Here is a 19,116-nt window from a genome sequence, read left to right on the forward strand (position 1 = left end):
GGCATTCTCAGTGATAGAGAGTCAACGGTAGACAGTCAGCGCCATGGCACCGAACAAGCAGGTAAACAGACTCAGGCGCAGCAACGCCGGGTGCCAGAAAAAACGGTACAGGTCGAACCCGGACAGAAACCGGTCCAGCGCCCAGGCCAACGCCGCTGCGATGAAAAACATCAGGGTCATGGTCGGCATGTACACGCCGTGGAAAGCGATTTCACGAGGCATGTTCAAGTCCTTGTGGCTTGGCGCTGGCACTGGCATTCATGTAGCCGGCGAGCGGTGATTGCGGATCGAGCAGCGAGGTGCGGATGAAGTGCAGGTAGCTCTTCACCCGGCGCAACGCCGAGGTATCGAAATGCGGGGCGAAAGGTTCGTCGGTGGACTGCACACGGCTGATCGCGTGATCGACCGCGATCAGCGCGCGTTCGAGGTTGCTGCTGTTCGGTTGCAAAAACAGCCGCACCAGCGCACGCCCCATCACCCGGATCGCCTGGCGCCACGGCTGGGATTCGGCATAGGCCGGATGCACCGGCAGAATCGCCTGCTCCTTGCGCAATTCGATGATCGCGTGGCCGACTTCCAGCACCACGAACATCCAGCGCAACAAGTCCCGCTGCACCTGCGGTTGGCCCGCCGCGAAGCCGTAGGCCTGATGCACCAGGTCACGGGTGCGGCTCTCGAAACTCGACGCCAGGCCCTTGAGCTTGCCGCTGATGGCGTACACCACCTGACCACGCAGGTCCTGCTCCAGGCGACGCCACAACCAGCGGCTGTTGGGCGGCAGAATGATCGCCCCGGCCGCTGCGCACACCAGCATGCCCATCACCATGGCGATGTAGTCGTTGATGAAGGTATAGGGGTTGTAGACCGTGAGGTTGTCCGGCACTGAACCGGTGCTGAAGAAGATCAGCAAGCCCAGGCCGACGCCCACGTATTGCGGCCGCGAGGTCAGGAACGAGCCAAGTACGATCACCGGTGCGAGCATCACGCACAGCAACGGAAATCCATCGATCCACGGGAAAATGAAAAACATCTCGACGAAGCCGATCAGCGCCCCGAGCAATGTCCCGCACGCCATCTGAAAGGCCATGCGCTTGGGGTTCGGGGTGGCGGCGGACAGGCCCACGGTCGCGGCGGCAATCAGGGTCATGGTCGCACCGCTCGGCCAGGCGGTTGCCACCCAGTAGCTGCCCAACACCACCAGAATGAACGCCGCGCGTATCCCCGATGCTGCCGCTGCCAGCCAGTTGGTTTGCGGGGTGAACGGCTCGTCCCAGCGCTCCCGTTCGTGACTGTGATCGGCCAGGGACGCGTGGGTCTGTGCATAACTGTGCAAGTCGTCGACAAAGCGATAGAGCAGTTCGTAGGCGGTGTGGAAATCCAGTTGCCCGGCCTCGCTCGGATTGCTCTGCTGGAACGTCGCCCGCAGACAGCGCACCCGCGCTGGCAAACCTTCCTTGTAGGCGCTCAGCACTGTAACCAGGCGCGCTGCATCGGCGCTGGTCAGGGCACGACCGCTGAAGCCGTCGAGCAGCTCGGCGAGGTCCTGCAAGCCGGGTTTGATCGCCTCCACCACCTGGTCTGCCGCGCTGCTGCGCAGGCGTTCGAGTAACTGGTGCAAGGCGTTGAAGCGCGTGGTGATACCCATGAATTCGCTGTTCAGGCGACTGAGCCGGCCATTGCGCCGACGCATGTGCGGGTCTTCGAAAACAGTGACGCTGCGCAAGCCTTCCAGACCCACGGCTTCGGCGATGAAACGCACGTTGCCAGCCTCGAACGCCTCGCGCTGACTGCGACCACGCAAGCCGTCGGTGACGAACAGGGCGAACACGCCGAAGCGCTGATACAAGGCATTGCGCATCGCCGCGCTGGCCGATTGCGGCAGGATCGCCGCACTGACCAGGGTCGAACAGAGAATGCCCAACGAGATCTCCAGCACCCGCCAGACCGCCGCCATGAACGCGCCATCCGGATGGGCCAGCGCGGGTAGACCGACCATCGCGGCGGTGTATCCGGCGAGGACAAATCCATAAGCGCGAAAGTTGCGGCAGCGGGCGGCACCGGCTGTGCAGATACCGACCCAGATCGCCAGCGAACCGAGGAACAGTTCAGTGTTTTGTGCAAACAGGGCGATCAGCGCGACCATCACCGCCGACCCGGCCAAGGTGCCGAGAAAGCGATAGAAACTCTTGGCGAACACCTGACCGCTTTGCGGTTGCATGACAATGAACACGGTGATCATCGCCGTGCGCGGTTGCGGCAGTTCCAGGCGCATGGCCAGCCACAGCGTCAGGAATGCCGCGAACAACACCTTGAAAATGTAGACCCAGGTCACGCCATCGCTGCGTGCCCAGTCGAAGAAGCCCCGGCGCCATTCAAGGGAGTACAGCCAGCGCAAGGGTGCGGGCAAGGGAGTCATCTAATCCTGCTCAATAAAATTCAGTGAAGACCCGGAACCTGTGGGAGCGGGCTTGCTCGCGATAGCGGTGTGTCAGGCAACAAAAGTGTCATCAGACACACCGCCTTCGCGAGCAAGCCCGCTCCCACAGGTTTTGTGTTCAACGCAAAAGGCTCGGGGTTTTCGGCGCCTGGGTCTGGCTGTCGTTCGGCACGTCGTTGCCGGCACCGAGACCACCGCCCAACGCCGTCACCAACTGCGCATGGGCGCTCAAACGCGCCGCCTGGACCTGCTGCTGCACTTGCTGCTGCTTGAACAGCAAGGTCTGGGCGTTGAGCACGTTGAGGTAGTCGGTCAGGCCACGCTGGTAGGCGATCATCGCGATGTCGTAGGTCTTCTGCGCGGTGGCCACCGACTCGGCGGCGAACGCCTGCTGCTTGTCCATGGACTCGCGGCGGATCAACTGGTCGGAGATGTTTTTCAGGGCATTGACCAGGGTCTGGTTGTATTTGGCCACGGCGATGTCATACCCGGCCGAGGCTTCGCCCAGCTCGGCACGCAAACGCCCACCATCAAAAATCGGCAACGAAATCGCCGGACCCACGCCGTAGTTGAGCTTCTTGCCGGTCAGGAACTCCAGGGCCCCGCCGCCAGTAGCCATATAGCCGAGGCTGCCGACCAGATCGACGTTCGGGTAGAAACCGGCATGGGCAACATCAATACCCCGCGCCTGTGCTGCCACCTGCCAGCGGCTGGCGACCACGTCCGGGCGCTGGCCGAGCAATTGCGCCGGCAGCGACGACGGCAGTTTCAGTGGTGCCCCCAGCGACAGCGTTGGCCGCTGCAGCTGCGCGCTCTCACCCGGCCCCTTGCCGGCGAGGGCGGCGAGCTGGTTGCGGCTCAGGGCGATTTCTTCGTCGAGGGCATCGAGCTGGCGATGGGTTTCCGGCAGCGGCGTCTCGGCCTGGCTGACTTCGAAATGGGTGCCGATGCCGCCCTTCAAACGCTTCTGCGCCAGCTCAAGGATCTGCTGTTGCTGCTTCAAGGTCGCATCAACGATGTCCCGTTGCGCGTAATGCAGCGAGAGTTCGATGTAGACGCGCACGATGTTGTCCTGCAATTCCAGCTGGGCCTGTCGCGCTTCGGCGACCGTCATGTGTGCCATGTCCACCGCACGCTCGGCGGCATTGCTTTCGCGGCCCCAGAGGTCGAGGGCATAACTGAAACCCAGTGCGGCGTTGTTGTCCCAGGTCGTGGCGTTGGCCAGCTCACCCGGACCGTAGAACGGGTCGGTGGGCCAGTTGTGGCGCTTGAGGGTGGCATCGCCATTGATCTGCAGCGACTCGGCCGATTCGGCCACGCCGGCCATGGACCTGGCCTGACGCACCCGAGCGGCGGCGATGGCCAGGGTCGGACTGCCTTGCAGGGCGAGGTCGATCCAGCGATTCAGTTGCGGGTCGCCATAGACTTGCCACCATTGCGCGGTGGGCCAATTCGCATCTTGCGCGGCGCTCTGGATTGCTTCGTCGGTGGCCAGCGAATTGGCCTCCAGCGCCTTGCCCTGCGGGGCAATACCTCCGGTTCCGATGCAGCCGCTGATTGCCAGGGTTAAAGCCAAAACACTGAGCGGCTGAAGCGCTCTGCTGATGCGACGCGGCACTGCTGCGATTTCCTGAAAATAGGGGGAGGCACGAAATTTTCTGAAAACCGGAGATCCGCTTTTGTGGGAGCGGGCTTGCTCGCGAAAGCGGTCTGTCAGTCAACATCTCTGTTGAATGTGATGCCCTCTTCGCGAGCAAGCCCGCTCCCACAGGTTGTGCGGTGGGTCGAGCCCCGGTTGCCCAGTTGCGCAATTCTATGGGGAGGCCTGAATGGCGATAAGCTGGGATTCCTGTGAATCTTTGTTACCGTTAACGAGATAATCCGTAAGTCGATCTTTAGTCGCCTGTAAATAAACAGAAACTTCGTGTCACAATTTGTCATTCGACGAGAGAGCACCCCATGGACACTTTGCAAAACATGCGCGCCTTCAGTTACGTGGCCGAAGCCGGCAGCTTCACCGCCGCCGCCGTGCAACTGGACACCACCACGGCCAACGTCTCGCGCGCGGTCTCCAACCTGGAAGCCCACCTGCAAACCCGCCTGCTCAACCGAACGACCCGCCGCATCGCCCTGACCGAAGCCGGCAAGCGTTACCTGTTGCGCTGCGAACAGATCCTGGCCTACGTCGAAGAAGCCGAAGCCGAGGCCAGCGACGCCCACGCCCGCCCGGCCGGGCAACTGAAAGTGCACACCATGACCGGCATCGGCCAGCACTTCGTGATCGACGCCATCGCCCGCTACCGCAAGACCCACCCGGACGTAACCTTCGACCTGACCATGGCCAACCGCGTGCCGGACCTGCTCGACGAGGGTTACGACGTGTCCATCGTCCTCGCCCGCGAACTGCCGGATTCGGGTTTCGTCTCCCAACGCCTGGGCATCACCTACAGCATCGTTTGCGCCTCGCCGGCTTACGTCAAAGCCAACGGCTGCGCACAAAAACCCGGCGACCTGCTCAACCACGCCTGCCTGCGCCTGGTCAGCCCGGTGATCCCGCTGGAAAAATGGGCCTTCGACGGCCCTGATGGCCAGGAAATGGTCACCATCAACAGCTCCCCGTTTCTGGTGAACTCCGCCGACGCGATGAAATCCGCGATCATCAGCGGCATGGGCGTTGGCGTCCTGCCGCTGTACGCCGCCATTGAAGGCCTGCGCAACGGCACGCTGGTGAGGGTGATGCCCAAGTACCGCTCACAAGAACTGAACCTGTATGCGATCTACCCTTCGCGCCAGTACCTGGACGCGAAGATCAAGACTTGGGTCGAGTATTTGCGCGGATCGTTGCCGGAGTTGCTGGCGGCGCATCAGGCGGAATTGGCGGCTTATGAATTGAGCGGGAGTCTGGGTGGAGTTCGGCTGGCGAATTGAGCCAAATCCTGACCCTGTAGGAGCTGCCGAAGGCTGCGATCTTTTGATTTTTATTTTTAAGAGCGGAAGATCAAGATCAAAAGATCGCAGCCTTCGGCAGCTCCTACAGGCCGAGCGTTAGCTCGCCTGCAGCTCTTGATCTTGATCCACCCGCCCCCTCGGAAGGCTGAGTGGAGGCGTTCATCCGGGGGTGGGCGCGCAGCGCCGTTCGGCGAAGCCGAACACATCGAGAGGAGGTCGAAGCGAAGCCGACCGGAGGCGATGCCCCCGGATGAATGCCGGAGCGAAGGAACCCCGAGCCTAGGCGAGGGGCCGTACGTTCGGGGCGAGCGTTTTTTGCTTCCTTTTTTAGGCGCTTGTAAAAAAGGGAGTCGCCGTAAGGGCGAAACCATAAGCCGCCGTTACCCAAAAAACGGATATGTACTCCATCACCCCAAAGCCTGGTCGGCCCAAAGGCCGCCAAGACACAAAAACTGACAGCGCCGTCAGTTAGCCGTCACCCTCCTGACCGCCAAACAGGTTTATAAAGGAAACTCCCCTTCGACCAAAACCCAGCCCCGGCGCCCCACTCGCATGCGAACCCAGAAAAAACCCGCCCTGCTCGTCGCCCTTCTGATCGTCCTGGCAGCGCTGGGCCTGTGGTACGCCACCCAACCGGTCAAGACCAAACTCGCCACCCCCACCGCCATCCCGGTGCGCGTGGTCGCCGTCGTCGAAAAAGACGTGCCACGCTACGTCAGCGGCATCGGTTCGGTGCTGTCCCTGCACAGCGTCGTGGTCCGCCCGCAAATCGACGGCATCCTCACCAAAATCATGGTCAAGGAAGGCCAACTGGTGAAAAAAGACGACCTGCTGGCCACCATCGACGACCGCTCGATCCGCGCCAGCCTCGACCAGGCCCGGGCACAGCTGGGCGAAAGCCAGGCGCAGCTGCAAGTGGCGCTGGTCAACCTTAAACGCTACAAACTGCTGAGCGTTGACGACGGCGTTTCCAAGCAGACCTACGACCAGCAACAGGCGCTGGTGAACCAACTCAAAGCCACCGCCCAAGGCAATCAGGCATCAATCGACGCAGCCCAGGTACAACTTTCCTACACACAGATTCGCTCCCCAGTGACCGGTCGCGTCGGCATTCGCACCGTGGATGAAGGCAACTTCCTGCGCATGACCGACACCCAAGGCCTGTTCACCGTGACCCAGATCGACCCGATCGCCGTGGAGTTCTCCCTGCCGCAACAAATGCTGCCGACCTTGCAGGGCCTGATCAACGACCCACAGCACGCCCGGGTCAAGGCCTACATCGGAGCTGACACCGACGGCGAAACCGGCAACCTGCTCGGCGAAGGTCACCTGACCCTGATCGACAACCAGATCAATGCCAACACTGGCACCATTCGCGCCAAGGCCGAGTTCGACAATCCGGGGCAGAAGCTGTGGCCGGGTCTGCTGGTGACGGTAAAGATTCAGACAGCCCTGGATAAAGATGCGCTGGTGGTGCCGCCGACGGTCGTACAACGCGGCCTCGACCAGCACTTCGTGTACCGGGTCAATGGCGACAAGGTCGAAGCCGTTCAGGTGCAAATGGTCTATCAAGGCAGCGGCCAGGACATCATCAAGGGCGTGAAACCGGGTGATGTACTGGTCAGCGATGGTCAGTCGCGGCTCAAACCGGGGTCGACGGTGCAGGTGATGACCGAGCCGCCGCAAGTGGTGCAATCGGAGGCGGCACAATGAAGGGCCACGGTTCGATATCCGCCTGGTGCATCGACCACCCGGTGGCCACGGTCCTGCTGACGTTCGCCCTGGTGCTGCTGGGCGTCATCGCCTTTCCACGCTTGCCGGTAGCGCCGTTGCCGGAGGCAGAATTCCCGACCATCCAGGTGGCCGCGCAATTGCCCGGCGCCAGCCCGGAAACCATGGCGTCCTCGGTGGCCACGCCCCTTGAGGTGCAATTCAGTGCCATTCCCGGCGTGACCCAGATGACCTCGAGCAGTGCACTGGGCTCAACCATCCTGACCCTGCAATTCACCCTCGACAAGAGCATCGACACCGCCGCCCAGGAAGTGCAGGCGGCGATCAATACGGCCGCGGGCAAGCTGCCCAAGGACATGCCGAACCTGCCGACCTGGCGCAAGGTCAACCCGGCCGACAGCCCGGTGCTGATCCTCAGCGTCAACTCCTCGCTGATGCCCGGTCCGGAGCTCAGCGACCTGACGGAAACCCTGTTGTCCCGTCAGCTCAGTCAGGTCGACGGTGTAGGCCAAGTCGCCATCACCGGTCAGCAGCGTCCGGCGATCCGCGTCCAGGTTTCGGCGGACAAACTCGCCGCCATCGGCCTGACCCTTGCCGACATCCGCCTGGCGATCCAGCAGACCAGCCTCAACCTGGCCAAGGGTGCGCTGTACGGGGAGTCGAGCATCTCGACCCTGTCCACCAACGACCAGTTGTTCCACCCGGAGGACTACAGCCAGCTGATTGTTTCCTACAAGGACGGCGCGCCGGTTCATCTGCGCGATGTCGCCAAAGTCGTCAACGGATCGGAAGATGCCTACGTCCAGGCCTGGGCGGGCTCACAACCGGGGGTGAACCTGGTGATCTTCCGCCAACCAGGCGCCAACATCGTCGAAACCGTGGACCGCATCCAGGCCGCCTTGCCGGCGCTGGAAGCGATGCTCCCCGCCTCGGTGCAGGTCAAGGTGCTGATCGACCGCACCCAGACCATTCGCGCCTCCCTTCATGAAGTGGAAATCACCCTGCTGATCGCGATCATGCTGGTGGTGGCGGTGATGGCGCTGTTCCTGCGCCAGTTGTCGGCGACCCTGATTGTGTCGGCGGTGCTGGGGGTTTCGCTGGTCGCCAGTTTTGCGCTGATGTACGTCATGGGCTTCAGCCTGAACAACCTGACGCTGGTGGCGATCGTGGTGGCCGTGGGCTTTGTGGTCGATGATGCGATCGTGGTGGTGGAAAACATTCACCGGCACCTGGAGGCCGGCGACGGCATGCGCGAAGCGGCGATCAAGGGCGCGGGCGAGATTGGTTTCACCGTGGTGTCGATCAGCTTTTCACTGGTGGCGGCGTTCATTCCGCTGCTGTTCATGGGGGGCGTGGTCGGGCGACTGTTCAAGGAGTTCGCCCTGACCGCCACCTCGACCATCTTGATTTCGGTGGTGGTGTCGCTGACCCTGGCGCCAACCCTGGCCGCGCTGTTCATGCGCGCGCCGGTGCATCATGCCCACGACAAACCGGGCTTTGGTGAGCGTCTGTTGGCCTGGTACGAAAAAGGCCTGCGCCACGCCCTCGCCCATCAGAAAACGATGATCGGCGTGTTCGCTTTGTCGCTGGGTCTGGCCGTCGCCGGTTACATCTTCATTCCTAAAGGCTTCTTCCCGATCCAGGACACCGGCTTCGTCCTCGGCACCACCGAAGCCGCTGCTGACATTTCGTACGGCGACATGGTGAAAAAACACCTCGCCATGGCGGAAATCGTCGCCGCCGACCCGGCCGTGGAAACGTTCTCGCACTCGGTCGGTGTCTCCGGCAGCAACCAGACCATCGCCAACGGCCGTTTCTGGATCACCCTGAAAAAACGCAGCGACCGCGATGTCTCGGCCAGTCAGTTCATCGACCGGATTCGTCCGCAACTGATGAAAGTACCGGGCATCGTCCTGTACCTGCGCGCCGGCCAGGACATCAACCTCAGTTCAGGCCCGAGCCGTGCCCAGTACCAATATGTGCTCAAGAGCAACGATGGCCCGACCCTGAGCACCTGGACCCAGCGCCTGACGGAAAAATTGCGCGCCAACCCGGCCTTCCGCGATATTTCCAACGATTTGCAACTGGGCGGCAGCATCACCCACATCAGCATCGACCGCAGCGCCGCGGCGCGTTTCGGGCTGAGCGCCAGCGACGTCGACGAAGCCCTGTACGATGCCTTCGGCCAGCGCCAGATCAATGAATTCCAGACCCAAGTCAACCAGTACAACGTGATCCTGGAGCTGGACACACAGCAACGCGGCAAAGCCGAAAGCCTCAACTATTTCTACCTGCGCTCACCCCTGAGCGGGGAAATGGTACCGCTGTCGGCCCTGGCCAGGTTCGATGCACCCACCATCGGCCCACTGTCCATCGCCCATGACGGCATGTTCCCGGCCGCCAACCTGTCGTTCAACCTGGCGCCCGGCGTGGCCTTGGGCGATGCGGTGATCATGCTCAACCAGGCCAAGGCCGACATCGGCATGCCAACCGCCATCAGCGGTAATTTCCAGGGCGCGGCCCAGGCGTTCCAGAGTTCGCTGGCCAGCCAGCCGTGGCTGATCCTGGCGGCACTGTTGGCGGTGTACATCATTCTCGGCGTACTCTACGAGAGCTTCGTGCATCCGCTGACGATCATTTCGACCTTGCCTTCTGCGGGCCTCGGCGCAGTGATCATGCTGTGGATCTGCGGCCAGGACTTTTCGATCATGGCCTTGATCGGCCTGGTGCTGTTGATCGGTATCGTCAAGAAAAACGGCATCCTGATGATCGACTTCGCCCTCGAAGCGCAGCGCAATGGCGGACTGTCGCCTGAAGAAGCGATCTTCAAGGCCTGCATCACGCGGTTCCGGCCGATCATCATGACCACCCTCGCCGCGCTGCTTGGCGCCCTGCCGCTGATGCTCGGCTACGGCACCGGCGCCGAGTTGCGCCAACCCCTGGGGATCGCGGTAGTCGGCGGCTTGCTGGTGAGCCAGGCGCTGACGCTGTTCACCACGCCGGTCATATACTTGTGGCTGGAGCGGTTATTTCATAGGCCCAAACCTTTGCCAGTACCGACGCTGGCGACCACAGACTGAGGCGGGGTCATGCGCGTCCTGATTATCGAAGACGAAGAAAAAACCGCGGACTATCTGCACCGCGGCCTGACGGAACAGGGTTACACCGTGGACCTGGCGCGGGATGGGGTCGAAGGCCTGCATCTGGCGCTGGAGAGCGACTACGCGGTGATCGTCCTCGACGTGATGTTGCCGGGCCTCGACGGCTTCGGCGTGTTGCGCGCCTTGCGTGCGCGCAAGCAGACCCCGGTGATCATGCTCACCGCCCGCGAGCGTGTGGAAGATCGCATCAGGGGCCTGCGTGACGGCGCCGATGATTACCTGGGCAAACCGTTTTCCTTCCTTGAGCTGGTGGCACGCCTGCAAGCACTGACCCGGCGCAGCGGCGGTCATGAAGCGGTGCAAGTGAGCATTGCCGACCTGTGGATAGATTTGATCAGCCGCAAGGCGACCCGCGCTGGCACACGACTGGACCTGACCGCCAAGGAGTTCTCGCTGCTCAGCGTATTGGCGCGCCGCCAGGGTGAAATTCTCTCGAAAACCGCCATTGCCGAGATGGTCTGGGACATCAATTTCGACAGCGACGCCAACGTCGTCGAAGTCGCGATCAAACGCCTGCGGGCCAAGCTCGACGGGCCGTTCGAAGAGAAATTGCTGCACACCATTCGCGGCATGGGTTATGTGCTGGAGAGCCGTGGTGTCCAGTAACAGTATCGCCTTGCGCCTGAGCGGGATGTTCACGCTAGTGGCGCTGCTTGTGTTCCTGTTGATCGGCTGGGCCTTGTACCAGCAGGTCGACAAAGGCCTGGGCCTGTTGCCCGAAGCCGAGCTGGATGCGCGCTACAGCGTGCTCGAATCCACGGTCGGCCGTTACGGCACGCCTGAGCATTGGGTGAAGATCAACAACAAGCTCAACCTGCTGAGCGAAGAAGACAAGCGCATCAGCTTCTGGATCATCAGCGGCGATCCGCATTACGAATACGGCAACCTGACCCCGCAGGTCCGCACCTTTGCCCAAGGGCCACTGGGCATGCGCGACATGCATCTGCCGGATCACCCCTATCCGCTGAAAGTGTTGGTCAGCGAATTCCCGGCCAAGGACCAGCGCCCACCGCTGCGCTTCATGATCGCCATCGACACCGAGACGTTTTTCCATACCCAGCATCAACTGTTGATTGCGCTGATCAGCCTGGCGATTGTCGGGGTGCTGCTGGCTTCGGCACTGGGTTACTGGGTGGCGCGGATCGGCCTCAAGCCGCTGATCAAACTGTCCCAGGAAGCCCGGCGCCTGGCTCCGCCGTTGCGCTCAGGACGCTTGCGATTGTCACCGTTGCCGCCGGAACTCGATCAGTTCGTCAGCTCGTTCAACTCGACCCTGGAACGGGTCGAGCAGGCTTACTCACGCCTTGAATCGTTCAATGCCGACGTCGCCCACGAACTGCGCTCGCCACTGACCAACCTGATCGGCCAGACCCAGGTCGCATTGACCCGCGGACGCTCCGCCGAGCATTACTTTGAAGTGCTGCAATCGAATCTCGAAGAGCTTGAGCGACTGCGTTCGATCATCAACGACATGCTGTTCCTGGCCAGTGCCGATCAGGGCAGCAAGGCAACCAAACTGACGTCCACGTCACTGGCCGATGAGGTGGCCACGACCCTGGAATACCTGGACTTCATTCTCGAGGACGCTCAGGTCCAGGTAGAGGTCAGTGGTGACGCGCAAGTGAGCATCGAGATCGCCCATCTGCGCCGGGCGTTGATCAATCTGCTGAACAACGCGGTGCAGCACACTGCGCCCGGCCAGGTGATTGAAGTGCACATTGAAGCCGCCGAACATCAGGTCAGCATCGGCGTCGCCAACCCCGGCTCACCGATTGCCCGCGAACACCTGCCACGGCTGTTCGAACGCTTCTACCGGGTCGATGCCTCGCGCAGCAACAGCGGCCACAATCATGGCCTTGGGCTGGCCATCGTCAAGGCGATTGCATTGATGCATGGCGGCGATGTGTTCGTGCGCAGTGACCATGGGATGAATACGTTCGGGATTCATCTTCCTGTCTGAAAAACACAAACTACTGTGGCGAGCGAGCTTGCTCGCGCTGGGCTGCGAAGCAGCCCTAAAAACCTGAGCGCGCGTTCTTTCAGACAGTCCATGTTCCTCGGACCTGCGACTGCTGCGCAGCCGAGCGGGAGCAAGCTCCCTCGCCACAAAAGAGCTCGACACCACCAACTGTTGCTCAAGTCGCAACAGTCCTTTCATGAATCCGCTCTTTTTCCCCTCGCTCAAGATCCTTATCTTTGCCCGCACCAAACAGCACTTGCCAAGCAAGAAGGTTTTAAAGATGTACAACCGTATGGGTATTGCCAGCGCTTTCGTTTTGTCCTCTTTGTTCCTGTCGCCACTGGCGATGGCGGAAGAATCGCAGACTTTCGTCGCACATAACGCCGCACGCGCTGCAGCGCTCGAAGAGCATCAGATCGAGATGACGGCCAAGGCTGCGCAAGACGCCCAAGCCCCGCAAGCCTCGACCACTCAGGCCCGGCCACAGGTCGAGAAGGACAGCTGATCCGCACCGTTCACTCCCGCTTCCCACGACACTGTTCATCGGCTCTTCCCTTTGAAAAGTTGTCTGCAAAGCCGCTGTTTTCAGCGGCTTTTTTTACAATGGCGATTCAACTTTCATTGCAATTTTCGCAACGACAAGCGCTGATGCCCACGCCATTGATCAGTCGTTAGAGCAACAGGCACGATTCACCCGGCTGCTACGTTAATGCAACTACGCTTACAACGTCCCTTTAGCAGACGTCAGCCCTATGACCGCAAGCCGCACCCCACATTTTCAAGGCCCGTCCGGGCGACCCGAGATCATGGTGATCTTCGGCAGCACCCTGACGGTCATCTCGATCCTGTGCATCGTCACTTTTCTGCTGATCCGCGAACACGCCTACGCCCAGCAGATCGCCACACGCAGCGCGACCACCATTGCGCAACTGATCGATGCCGATGTCCTGCGTACGGTCGAGCTCTATGACCTGACCTTGCAGGGCCTGATCGCCGCTGCCCAACGGGACGACCTGAAACAGGTTTCGCCGCAGATTCGTCATCTGGCGCTGTTCGACCGCTCCACCACCGCGCGCTACAAGGGCGACATCCTGCTGCTGGACAAGCACGGCGACGTGCTGGCCGACTCATCGTTGATCGAACCGAAACCGGGTAACTTCGCTGACCGCGATTATTTCCTGGCCCATGTCTTCAATCGTGATACCGGCATGTTTATCAGCCGACCGTTCAAGCCGCGCTGCGACTGCGATGACAACGACCAATGGCGCATCAGTTTCAGCCGGCGCATTTCCTCGCCCACGGGTGAGTTTCTGGGAGTCGCGGTAGCCTCGATGCGCATGAGCTACTTCGATCAGTTGTTCAACAGCCTCGACATCGGCACCGGCAGTACGCTGGGCATCATCAACAATGACGGGATCCTCCTGGCGCAGAAGCCGTACCGGGAACCGCACTCCATCGGCAAAAGCTTCTCCAGCCGCCCCAACGTCGTACGCATGCTGCAGGAGCGCAATGGCACCTTTGAGAGTGTGTCGAGTGTCGACCATCAACGGCGCTTGTACACCTTTACCCGGGTCGGCAACCTGCCACTGACTGTCATCGTGGCCCTTTCTGTGGATGAGGTGTTCGCCACCTGGAACCGTACGGCCTATGTGATCAGCGGTGCTACCGGGGTTTTGTGCATAGGTTTGCTGTGGTTGACCTGGCTGCTCTGCCGCGAACTGCGCCTGCGCCAGAGTGCCGAGCAGGAATTGTCGCAACTGGCGGCCACCGATGCCTTGACCGGCGTGGCCAACCGCCGATCCCTTGATCAGACTCTGCGCCATGAATGGTTTCGCGCGCAGCGCAGTGGCAAGCCGTTGTCGTTGCTGATGATCGATGCCGATCACTTCAAGGCCTTCAATGACCGGCACGGGCATCAGGCCGGCGACGAAGCGTTACGGGCATTGGCCGAGGTCATCAGTGCCAATGTCCACCGCCCCACAGATCTGGTGGCGCGCTACGGGGGCGAAGAGTTTTCGGTGATCCTGGCCGAAACAAGCGGTGACGGTGCACGGCAGATTGCCGAACATATTCGTGAGGCTGTACAAAAACTGCCACTGGTCGACGCCGGTGAGCGACCGATGAGCGTGAGTATCGGTATTGCCACCTGGACAGCGACCATCGATATCACCCTGGAACAGTTGCTATTCAATGCGGACAAGGCGCTGTATCAGGCCAAGGAGAGGGGGCGTAACCGGGTGGTGTATGCCAGCTGAATTTTATGCTGAACCGACTGGCCTCTTCGCGAGCAAGCCCGCTCCCACAGGGGAACGCGGTCAACTGTGCGGGCTTGCTCCGGGCGGCGTTCCGACGAAGGGGCCTTCACTGCCACCATCAAAATCAGGGCATAAAAAAAGGCCACCCGAAGGTAGCCTTTAAAAACTAGAGAGGTTTTTTGCTTACACGGCCGCAACCGGGCGCATGTAAGAGATCGGTGCAGTGCTGGCGTCTTCGAACGTCACGACTTCCCAGGCATCTGTCTGCTCAATCAACTTGCGCAGCAGCTGGTTGTTCAGTGCGTGGCCGGACTTGAAGCCCTTGAACTCACCAATCAGGCTATTGCCCAGCAGGTAGAGGTCACCAATTGCATCGAGAATCTTGTGCTTCACGAATTCGTCTTCATAGCGAAGGCCGTCTTCGTTCAGTACGCCATCGGCGTCGACCACAATAGCGTTTTCAACACTGCCGCCGAGTGCGAGGTTGTGCTTGCGCAGGTACTCGATGTCACTCATGAAACCAAAGGTACGGGCGCGGCTGACTTCTTTTACGAACGAAGTGCTGGAAAAATCCACGCTTGCACTTTGGGTGCGGTCACGGAAAACCGGGTGATCGAAATCGATCTCGAAGCTCACTTTGAACCCTTCGAAAGGGACGAAAGTAGCGCGCTTGTCGCCATCTTCCACTGTCACTTCACGCAGGATGCGGATGAACTTCTTGGCGGCGTCCTGTTCTTCCAGGCCAGCCGATTGAATCAGGAATACGAAAGGTCCGGCGCTACCATCCATGATCGGGACTTCGGACGCGGAGAGCTCGACGTAGGCGTTATCGATGCCCAGGCCTGCCATGGCCGAGAGCAAGTGCTCTACCGTGTCCACTTTGACGTCACCGTTAACGAGCGTGGTCGACATAGTGGTTTCACCAACGTTTTCCGCGCGGGCAGGAATCTGCACCACGGGATCGAGGTCGGCGCGACAAAACACAATGCCAGTGTCGACAGGCGCTGGCTTGAGGGTCAGATAGACCTTCTCCCCGGAGTGCAGGCCGACACCTGTGGCACGGATAATATTCTTCAGGGTGCGTTGTTTAATCATGGCATGGGCCGCTTCAGCGCAAATTGCGAACTGGTATCAACAAAGGCTGGCGATGATAGCAGACCACGCCTTTGCTGAACACCAATCACCTTCATAGCCCTGATACATTTCATCAATCGGCCTGACGACGCAGGAAAGCCGGGATGTCCAGGTAGTCCAGGTCATCTTGCGGATTCATCTTCGCGGCAGTCGCAGCACCGGCCTGGGCCTGGTTGCGCATGACGGTCGGACGGTCCAGGTCACGGTAGTTCACCGCTGGAGCTTCCTGACGAACAGGGGCCTGTTGTTGTGGCTGTGCAGCCATCGAAGTGTGAACGGTATTGTCGATGACCTTCACAGGCTTCTCGATTTTAGCGCCCAGACCGGTTGCAACGACAGTCACGTGCAGCTCGTCGCGCATGTCCGGATCGATAACGGTACCAACCTTGACCATCGCGTGTTCCGAAGCGAATGCCTCGATGATGCTGCCCACGTCGGAGTATTCACCCAGGGACAGATCCGGACCGGCGGTGATGTTTACCAGGATGCCGCGAGCGCCTTGCAGGTTCACGTCTTCCAGCAGCGGGTTGCGAATGGCCGCTTCGGTGGCCTCTCGTGCACGGTTCGGACCGCTGGCGCAGCCAGTGCCCATCATCGCCATGCCCATTTCGCTCATCACGGTACGCACGTCGGCGAAGTCGACGTTGATCATGCCCGGACGCTTGATGATGTCGGAGATACCGCGAACGGCTCCGGCCAGTACATCGTCAGCCTTGGCGAAAGCCGACAGCAGGCTGGCGTCTTTACCGAGGATGGTCAGCAGCTTCTCGTTGGGAATGGTGATCAACGAGTCGACGCTTTCGGAGAGCATGCGGATGCCTTCGTCGGCGATCTGCATACGCTTGCGGCCTTCGAACGGGAACGGACGGGTCACCACCGCAACGGTGAGGATGCCCATTTCCTTGGCCACTTCGGCGATGATCGGCGCAGCACCGGTACCGGTACCGCCGCCCATGCCAGTGGTGATGAACACCATGTTGGTGCCCTGCAGGACTTCGGCAATGCGCTCACGGTCTTCCAGAGCGGCTTGACGGCCGACTTCAGGGTTGGCGCCAGCGCCCAGGCCCTTGGTCACGCCGGTGCCCAGTTGCAGGATGGTACGCGCGCCGATGTTTTTCAGCGCTTGAGCATCGGTGTTGGCGCAGATGAACTCGACGCCTTCGATGTTGCTCTTGACCATGTGGTTGACAGCGTTGCCGCCGCCACCGCCGACACCGATAACTTTGATTACCGGGCTTGCGGGGATGTTGTCTACGAGTTCGAACATTTTCCCTCTCCTTTACATTCTCTAGTTTTTTCGCCTACTGCGTGCTTCGGTGTAACGGTGTTGCGGTAAATCTTCAGAAATTGCCCTGGACCCACTTCTTCAGGCGGTCCAGCAGCGGAGCCTGTGGCTCTTCGTTGCTGTAGCTGTCGCGGCTGCCGATGCCCGAGAACGAGATGCCGTCGGACTGCTTCTGCAGGCCGTACATCAACAGGCCGACGCCGGTGGAATAGATCGGGTTGCGGACCACGTCATCCAGACCTTTCACACCATGCGGTACACCCAGGCGCACTGGCATGTGGAAGATTTCCTCGGCCAGCTCGGTAGCGCCTTCCATCTTCGCGGTACCGCCGGTCAGCACGATGCCGGCCGGGATCAGGTCTTCGTAGCCGCTGCGGCGCAGTTCGGCCTGGATCAGCGTGAACAGTTCGTCGTAGCGCGGCTCGACCACTTCGGCCAGGGCCTGGCGGGACAGTTCGCGGGGCGGACGGTCGCCAACACTTGGCACCTTGATGGTTTCACCGGCACCGGCCAGTTTGGCCAGGGCGCAGGCGTAGCGAATCTTGATTTCTTCGGCGTACTGGGTCGGAGTGCGCAACGCCATGGCGATGTCGTTGGTCACCTGGTCACCGGCAATCGGGATGACCGCGGTGTGACGGATCGCACCTTCGGTGAAGATCGCGATGTCGGTGGTACCGCCACCGATGTCCACCAGGCACACGCCCAGCTCTTTCTCGTCATCGGTCAGCACCGAGTAGGCGGAAGCCAGCTGCTCGAGAATGATGTCGTCGATTTCCAGGCCGCAGCGACGCACGCATTTTTCAATGTTCTGCGCGGCATTGACGGCGCAGGTGACCACGTGGACCTTGGCTTCCAGACGCACGCCGGACATGCCCAGCGGCTCGCGGACGCCTTCCTGGTTATCGATCACGTAGTCTTGCGGCAAGGTGTGCAGCACGCGCTGGTCAGCCGGGATCGCCACGGCCTGGGCAGCGTCGAGCACGCGCTCGAGGTCGGCCGAGCTGACTTCGCGATCACGAATCGCCACGATGCCGTGGGAGTTCAGGCTGCGGATGTGATTGCCGGCCACGCCGACGAATGCCGAGTGAATGCGGCAACCGGCCATCAACTGCGCTTCTTCGATGGCGCGCTGGATCGATTGCACGGTGGATTCGATATTCACCACCACGCCTTTTTTCAGGCCACGGGATGGATGGGTACCGATCCCGACGATTTCCAGCGTGCCGTCGTCCGCGACCTCGCCTACCAGCGCCACCACCTTGGAGGTGCCGATATCGAGACCGACGATCATTTTGCCGCTTTGCACGTTTGCCATGGGTCCTGCCTCTTCTTAATTCTTCGCGACAGCGGGTTGGGCTGCCGTGGGCGCTACAGGTTCCCGCCAGCCAACGGCGAGGCCGTTGGCGTAGCGCAGATCGATGCGCGCAATGTTCGTAATCTGTTCTTTGAGCGTCTTGTCATAGATGGCGATGAAGCGGCGCATCTTTTCCACCTGGTTGCCGCGTCCGAGCAGCAGTTCGATCCCCGGGCCGGCACTGCCGGGTCCGGTGGTCAGGAACCAGCTGCCGCGTTCACGCAATTCCAGGCGTGCAATCGAGAAGCCCAGAGGCCGGAGCATCTGACTCAACACCTGGTACTGCTGCATCACCTGCTGCTGGGCCCGCTGCGGGCCGAACAGCTGGGGCAAATGTTCGTAGTTCGCCAGCTCGCGCGGGGTGAAGGCCTGGCCCTGGTTGTTCAACAGCGATTCGTCACCCCAACGGGCCACCGGCAGTTGTTCTTCCAGGCGGATCACCACTTGATCCGGCCACACCCTGCGCACTTCGGCGTGGGCAATCCATGGCATCGTTTCAAGCTCGGTACGCATGCTCGCCAGGTCGATGGTGAAGAAACTCGACGCCACGTACGGGGCGATCCGCTGCTGCACCGCTTGCTGGCTGATGTAACTCAGGTCGCCCTGCACGTTGATTTTGGTGATCGGCCGGTCGGCATACGGCAACAAGCGTGTCGCGCCTTCGTAAGTACCGAACCCCAACGCCACCAGCAGTACCGGCCAGAACAACGCTTTGAGAAAACCGAAGTTGGCTTTCGGCAGGCGCGCGGACATCGGCTCTTTGGCCACCATTCGGCTGGCACCCCGCGGTACCGGCTTGCGGCCGGTCGGTGCGGTAGGCTGATGTCTGAGCTGGGCGCCTTGCATGGCC

At 61.0% G+C, this 19,116-nt stretch carries 14 protein-coding genes; 7 read left to right on the forward strand and 7 right to left on the reverse strand.

Going from position 1 to position 19,116, the window contains the following annotated elements; translation table 11 throughout:
- Positions 1-21: 21 nt before the first annotated feature.
- From BSF40_RS13715 to BSF40_RS13725, 3 genes are all read right to left on the reverse strand, one after another.
- A complete protein-coding gene (locus tag BSF40_RS13715; RefSeq protein WP_015096751.1) occupies positions 22-222 on the reverse strand; it encodes a DUF1656 domain-containing protein in 201 nt (66 codons plus the stop codon).
- On the reverse strand, positions 212-2,416 hold the full coding sequence (locus BSF40_RS13720; protein ID WP_095965521.1) for an FUSC family protein: 2,205 nt from the start codon (positions 2,414-2,416) through the stop codon (positions 212-214). Before BSF40_RS13720 ends, BSF40_RS13715 begins: the two co-directional genes overlap by 11 nt.
- Before the next feature lie 139 nt (positions 2,417-2,555).
- Positions 2,556-4,055 (reverse strand): efflux transporter outer membrane subunit, encoded by a 1,500-nt coding sequence (locus BSF40_RS13725; RefSeq protein WP_095965522.1) that lies wholly within the window; start codon positions 4,053-4,055, stop codon positions 2,556-2,558.
- A 341-nt stretch (positions 4,056-4,396) separates the two neighbouring features.
- Here BSF40_RS13725 and BSF40_RS13730 point away from each other — a divergent pair, with 341 nt between their 5' ends.
- From BSF40_RS13730 to BSF40_RS13765, 7 genes are all read left to right on the forward strand, one after another.
- Entirely contained in the window at positions 4,397-5,365 is a 969-nt protein-coding gene (locus BSF40_RS13730) for a LysR family transcriptional regulator (protein WP_095965523.1), read from the forward strand.
- 573 nt (positions 5,366-5,938) lie between these two features.
- Entirely contained in the window at positions 5,939-7,099 is a 1,161-nt protein-coding gene (locus tag BSF40_RS13740) for an efflux RND transporter periplasmic adaptor subunit (RefSeq protein ID WP_095965524.1), read from the forward strand.
- Positions 7,096-10,197, forward strand: a complete 3,102-nt coding sequence (locus BSF40_RS13745; protein WP_095965525.1) for a multidrug efflux RND transporter permease subunit — start codon at positions 7,096-7,098, stop codon at positions 10,195-10,197. The genes BSF40_RS13740 and BSF40_RS13745 overlap by 4 nt, the downstream gene beginning before the upstream one ends.
- A gap of 9 nt (positions 10,198-10,206) precedes the next feature.
- The gene (locus tag BSF40_RS13750) at positions 10,207-10,884 is read left to right on the forward strand and encodes a heavy metal response regulator transcription factor (protein WP_095965526.1); all 678 of its coding nucleotides are present in this window, start codon (positions 10,207-10,209) and stop codon (positions 10,882-10,884) included.
- Positions 10,874-12,238, forward strand: coding sequence for a heavy metal sensor histidine kinase (locus BSF40_RS13755; RefSeq protein ID WP_095965527.1), 1,365 nt, complete (start codon positions 10,874-10,876; stop codon positions 12,236-12,238). The genes BSF40_RS13750 and BSF40_RS13755 overlap by 11 nt, the downstream gene beginning before the upstream one ends.
- Positions 12,239-12,518: 280 nt before the next feature.
- A complete protein-coding gene (locus BSF40_RS13760; protein WP_095965606.1) occupies positions 12,519-12,743 on the forward strand; it encodes a hypothetical protein in 225 nt (74 codons plus the stop codon).
- A 247-nt stretch (positions 12,744-12,990) separates the two neighbouring features.
- A complete protein-coding gene (locus BSF40_RS13765) occupies positions 12,991-14,493 on the forward strand; it encodes a sensor domain-containing diguanylate cyclase (protein ID WP_095965528.1) in 1,503 nt (500 codons plus the stop codon).
- A 183-nt stretch (positions 14,494-14,676) separates the two neighbouring features.
- Here the strand turns inward: BSF40_RS13765 and lpxC are convergent, their stop codons facing one another.
- The 4 genes from lpxC to BSF40_RS13785 all read right to left on the reverse strand — a co-directional run bounded on the left by lpxC (position 14,677) and on the right by BSF40_RS13785 (position 19,112).
- Positions 14,677-15,588 (reverse strand): UDP-3-O-acyl-N-acetylglucosamine deacetylase, encoded by a 912-nt coding sequence (lpxC, locus tag BSF40_RS13770; RefSeq protein ID WP_007939852.1) that lies wholly within the window; start codon positions 15,586-15,588, stop codon positions 14,677-14,679.
- A gap of 112 nt (positions 15,589-15,700) precedes the next feature.
- Positions 15,701-16,894: a cell division protein FtsZ gene (ftsZ, locus tag BSF40_RS13775; protein WP_007972612.1), complete on the reverse strand. Its 1,194-nt coding sequence runs from the start codon at positions 16,892-16,894 to the stop codon at positions 15,701-15,703.
- Positions 16,895-16,967: 73 nt separating this feature from the next.
- The gene (gene ftsA / locus BSF40_RS13780; RefSeq protein WP_007972611.1) at positions 16,968-18,227 is read right to left on the reverse strand and encodes a cell division protein FtsA; all 1,260 of its coding nucleotides are present in this window, start codon (positions 18,225-18,227) and stop codon (positions 16,968-16,970) included.
- Between the two features lie 15 nt (positions 18,228-18,242).
- Positions 18,243-19,112 (reverse strand): cell division protein FtsQ/DivIB, encoded by an 870-nt coding sequence (locus tag BSF40_RS13785; RefSeq protein WP_095965529.1) that lies wholly within the window; start codon positions 19,110-19,112, stop codon positions 18,243-18,245.
- Positions 19,113-19,116 lie beyond the last annotated feature (4 nt).

Origin of the sequence: Pseudomonas sp. ACN5 (assembly GCF_002303975.1) — a bacterium.
Lineage (GTDB): Bacteria > Pseudomonadota > Gammaproteobacteria > Pseudomonadales > Pseudomonadaceae > Aquipseudomonas > Aquipseudomonas laurylsulfatiphila.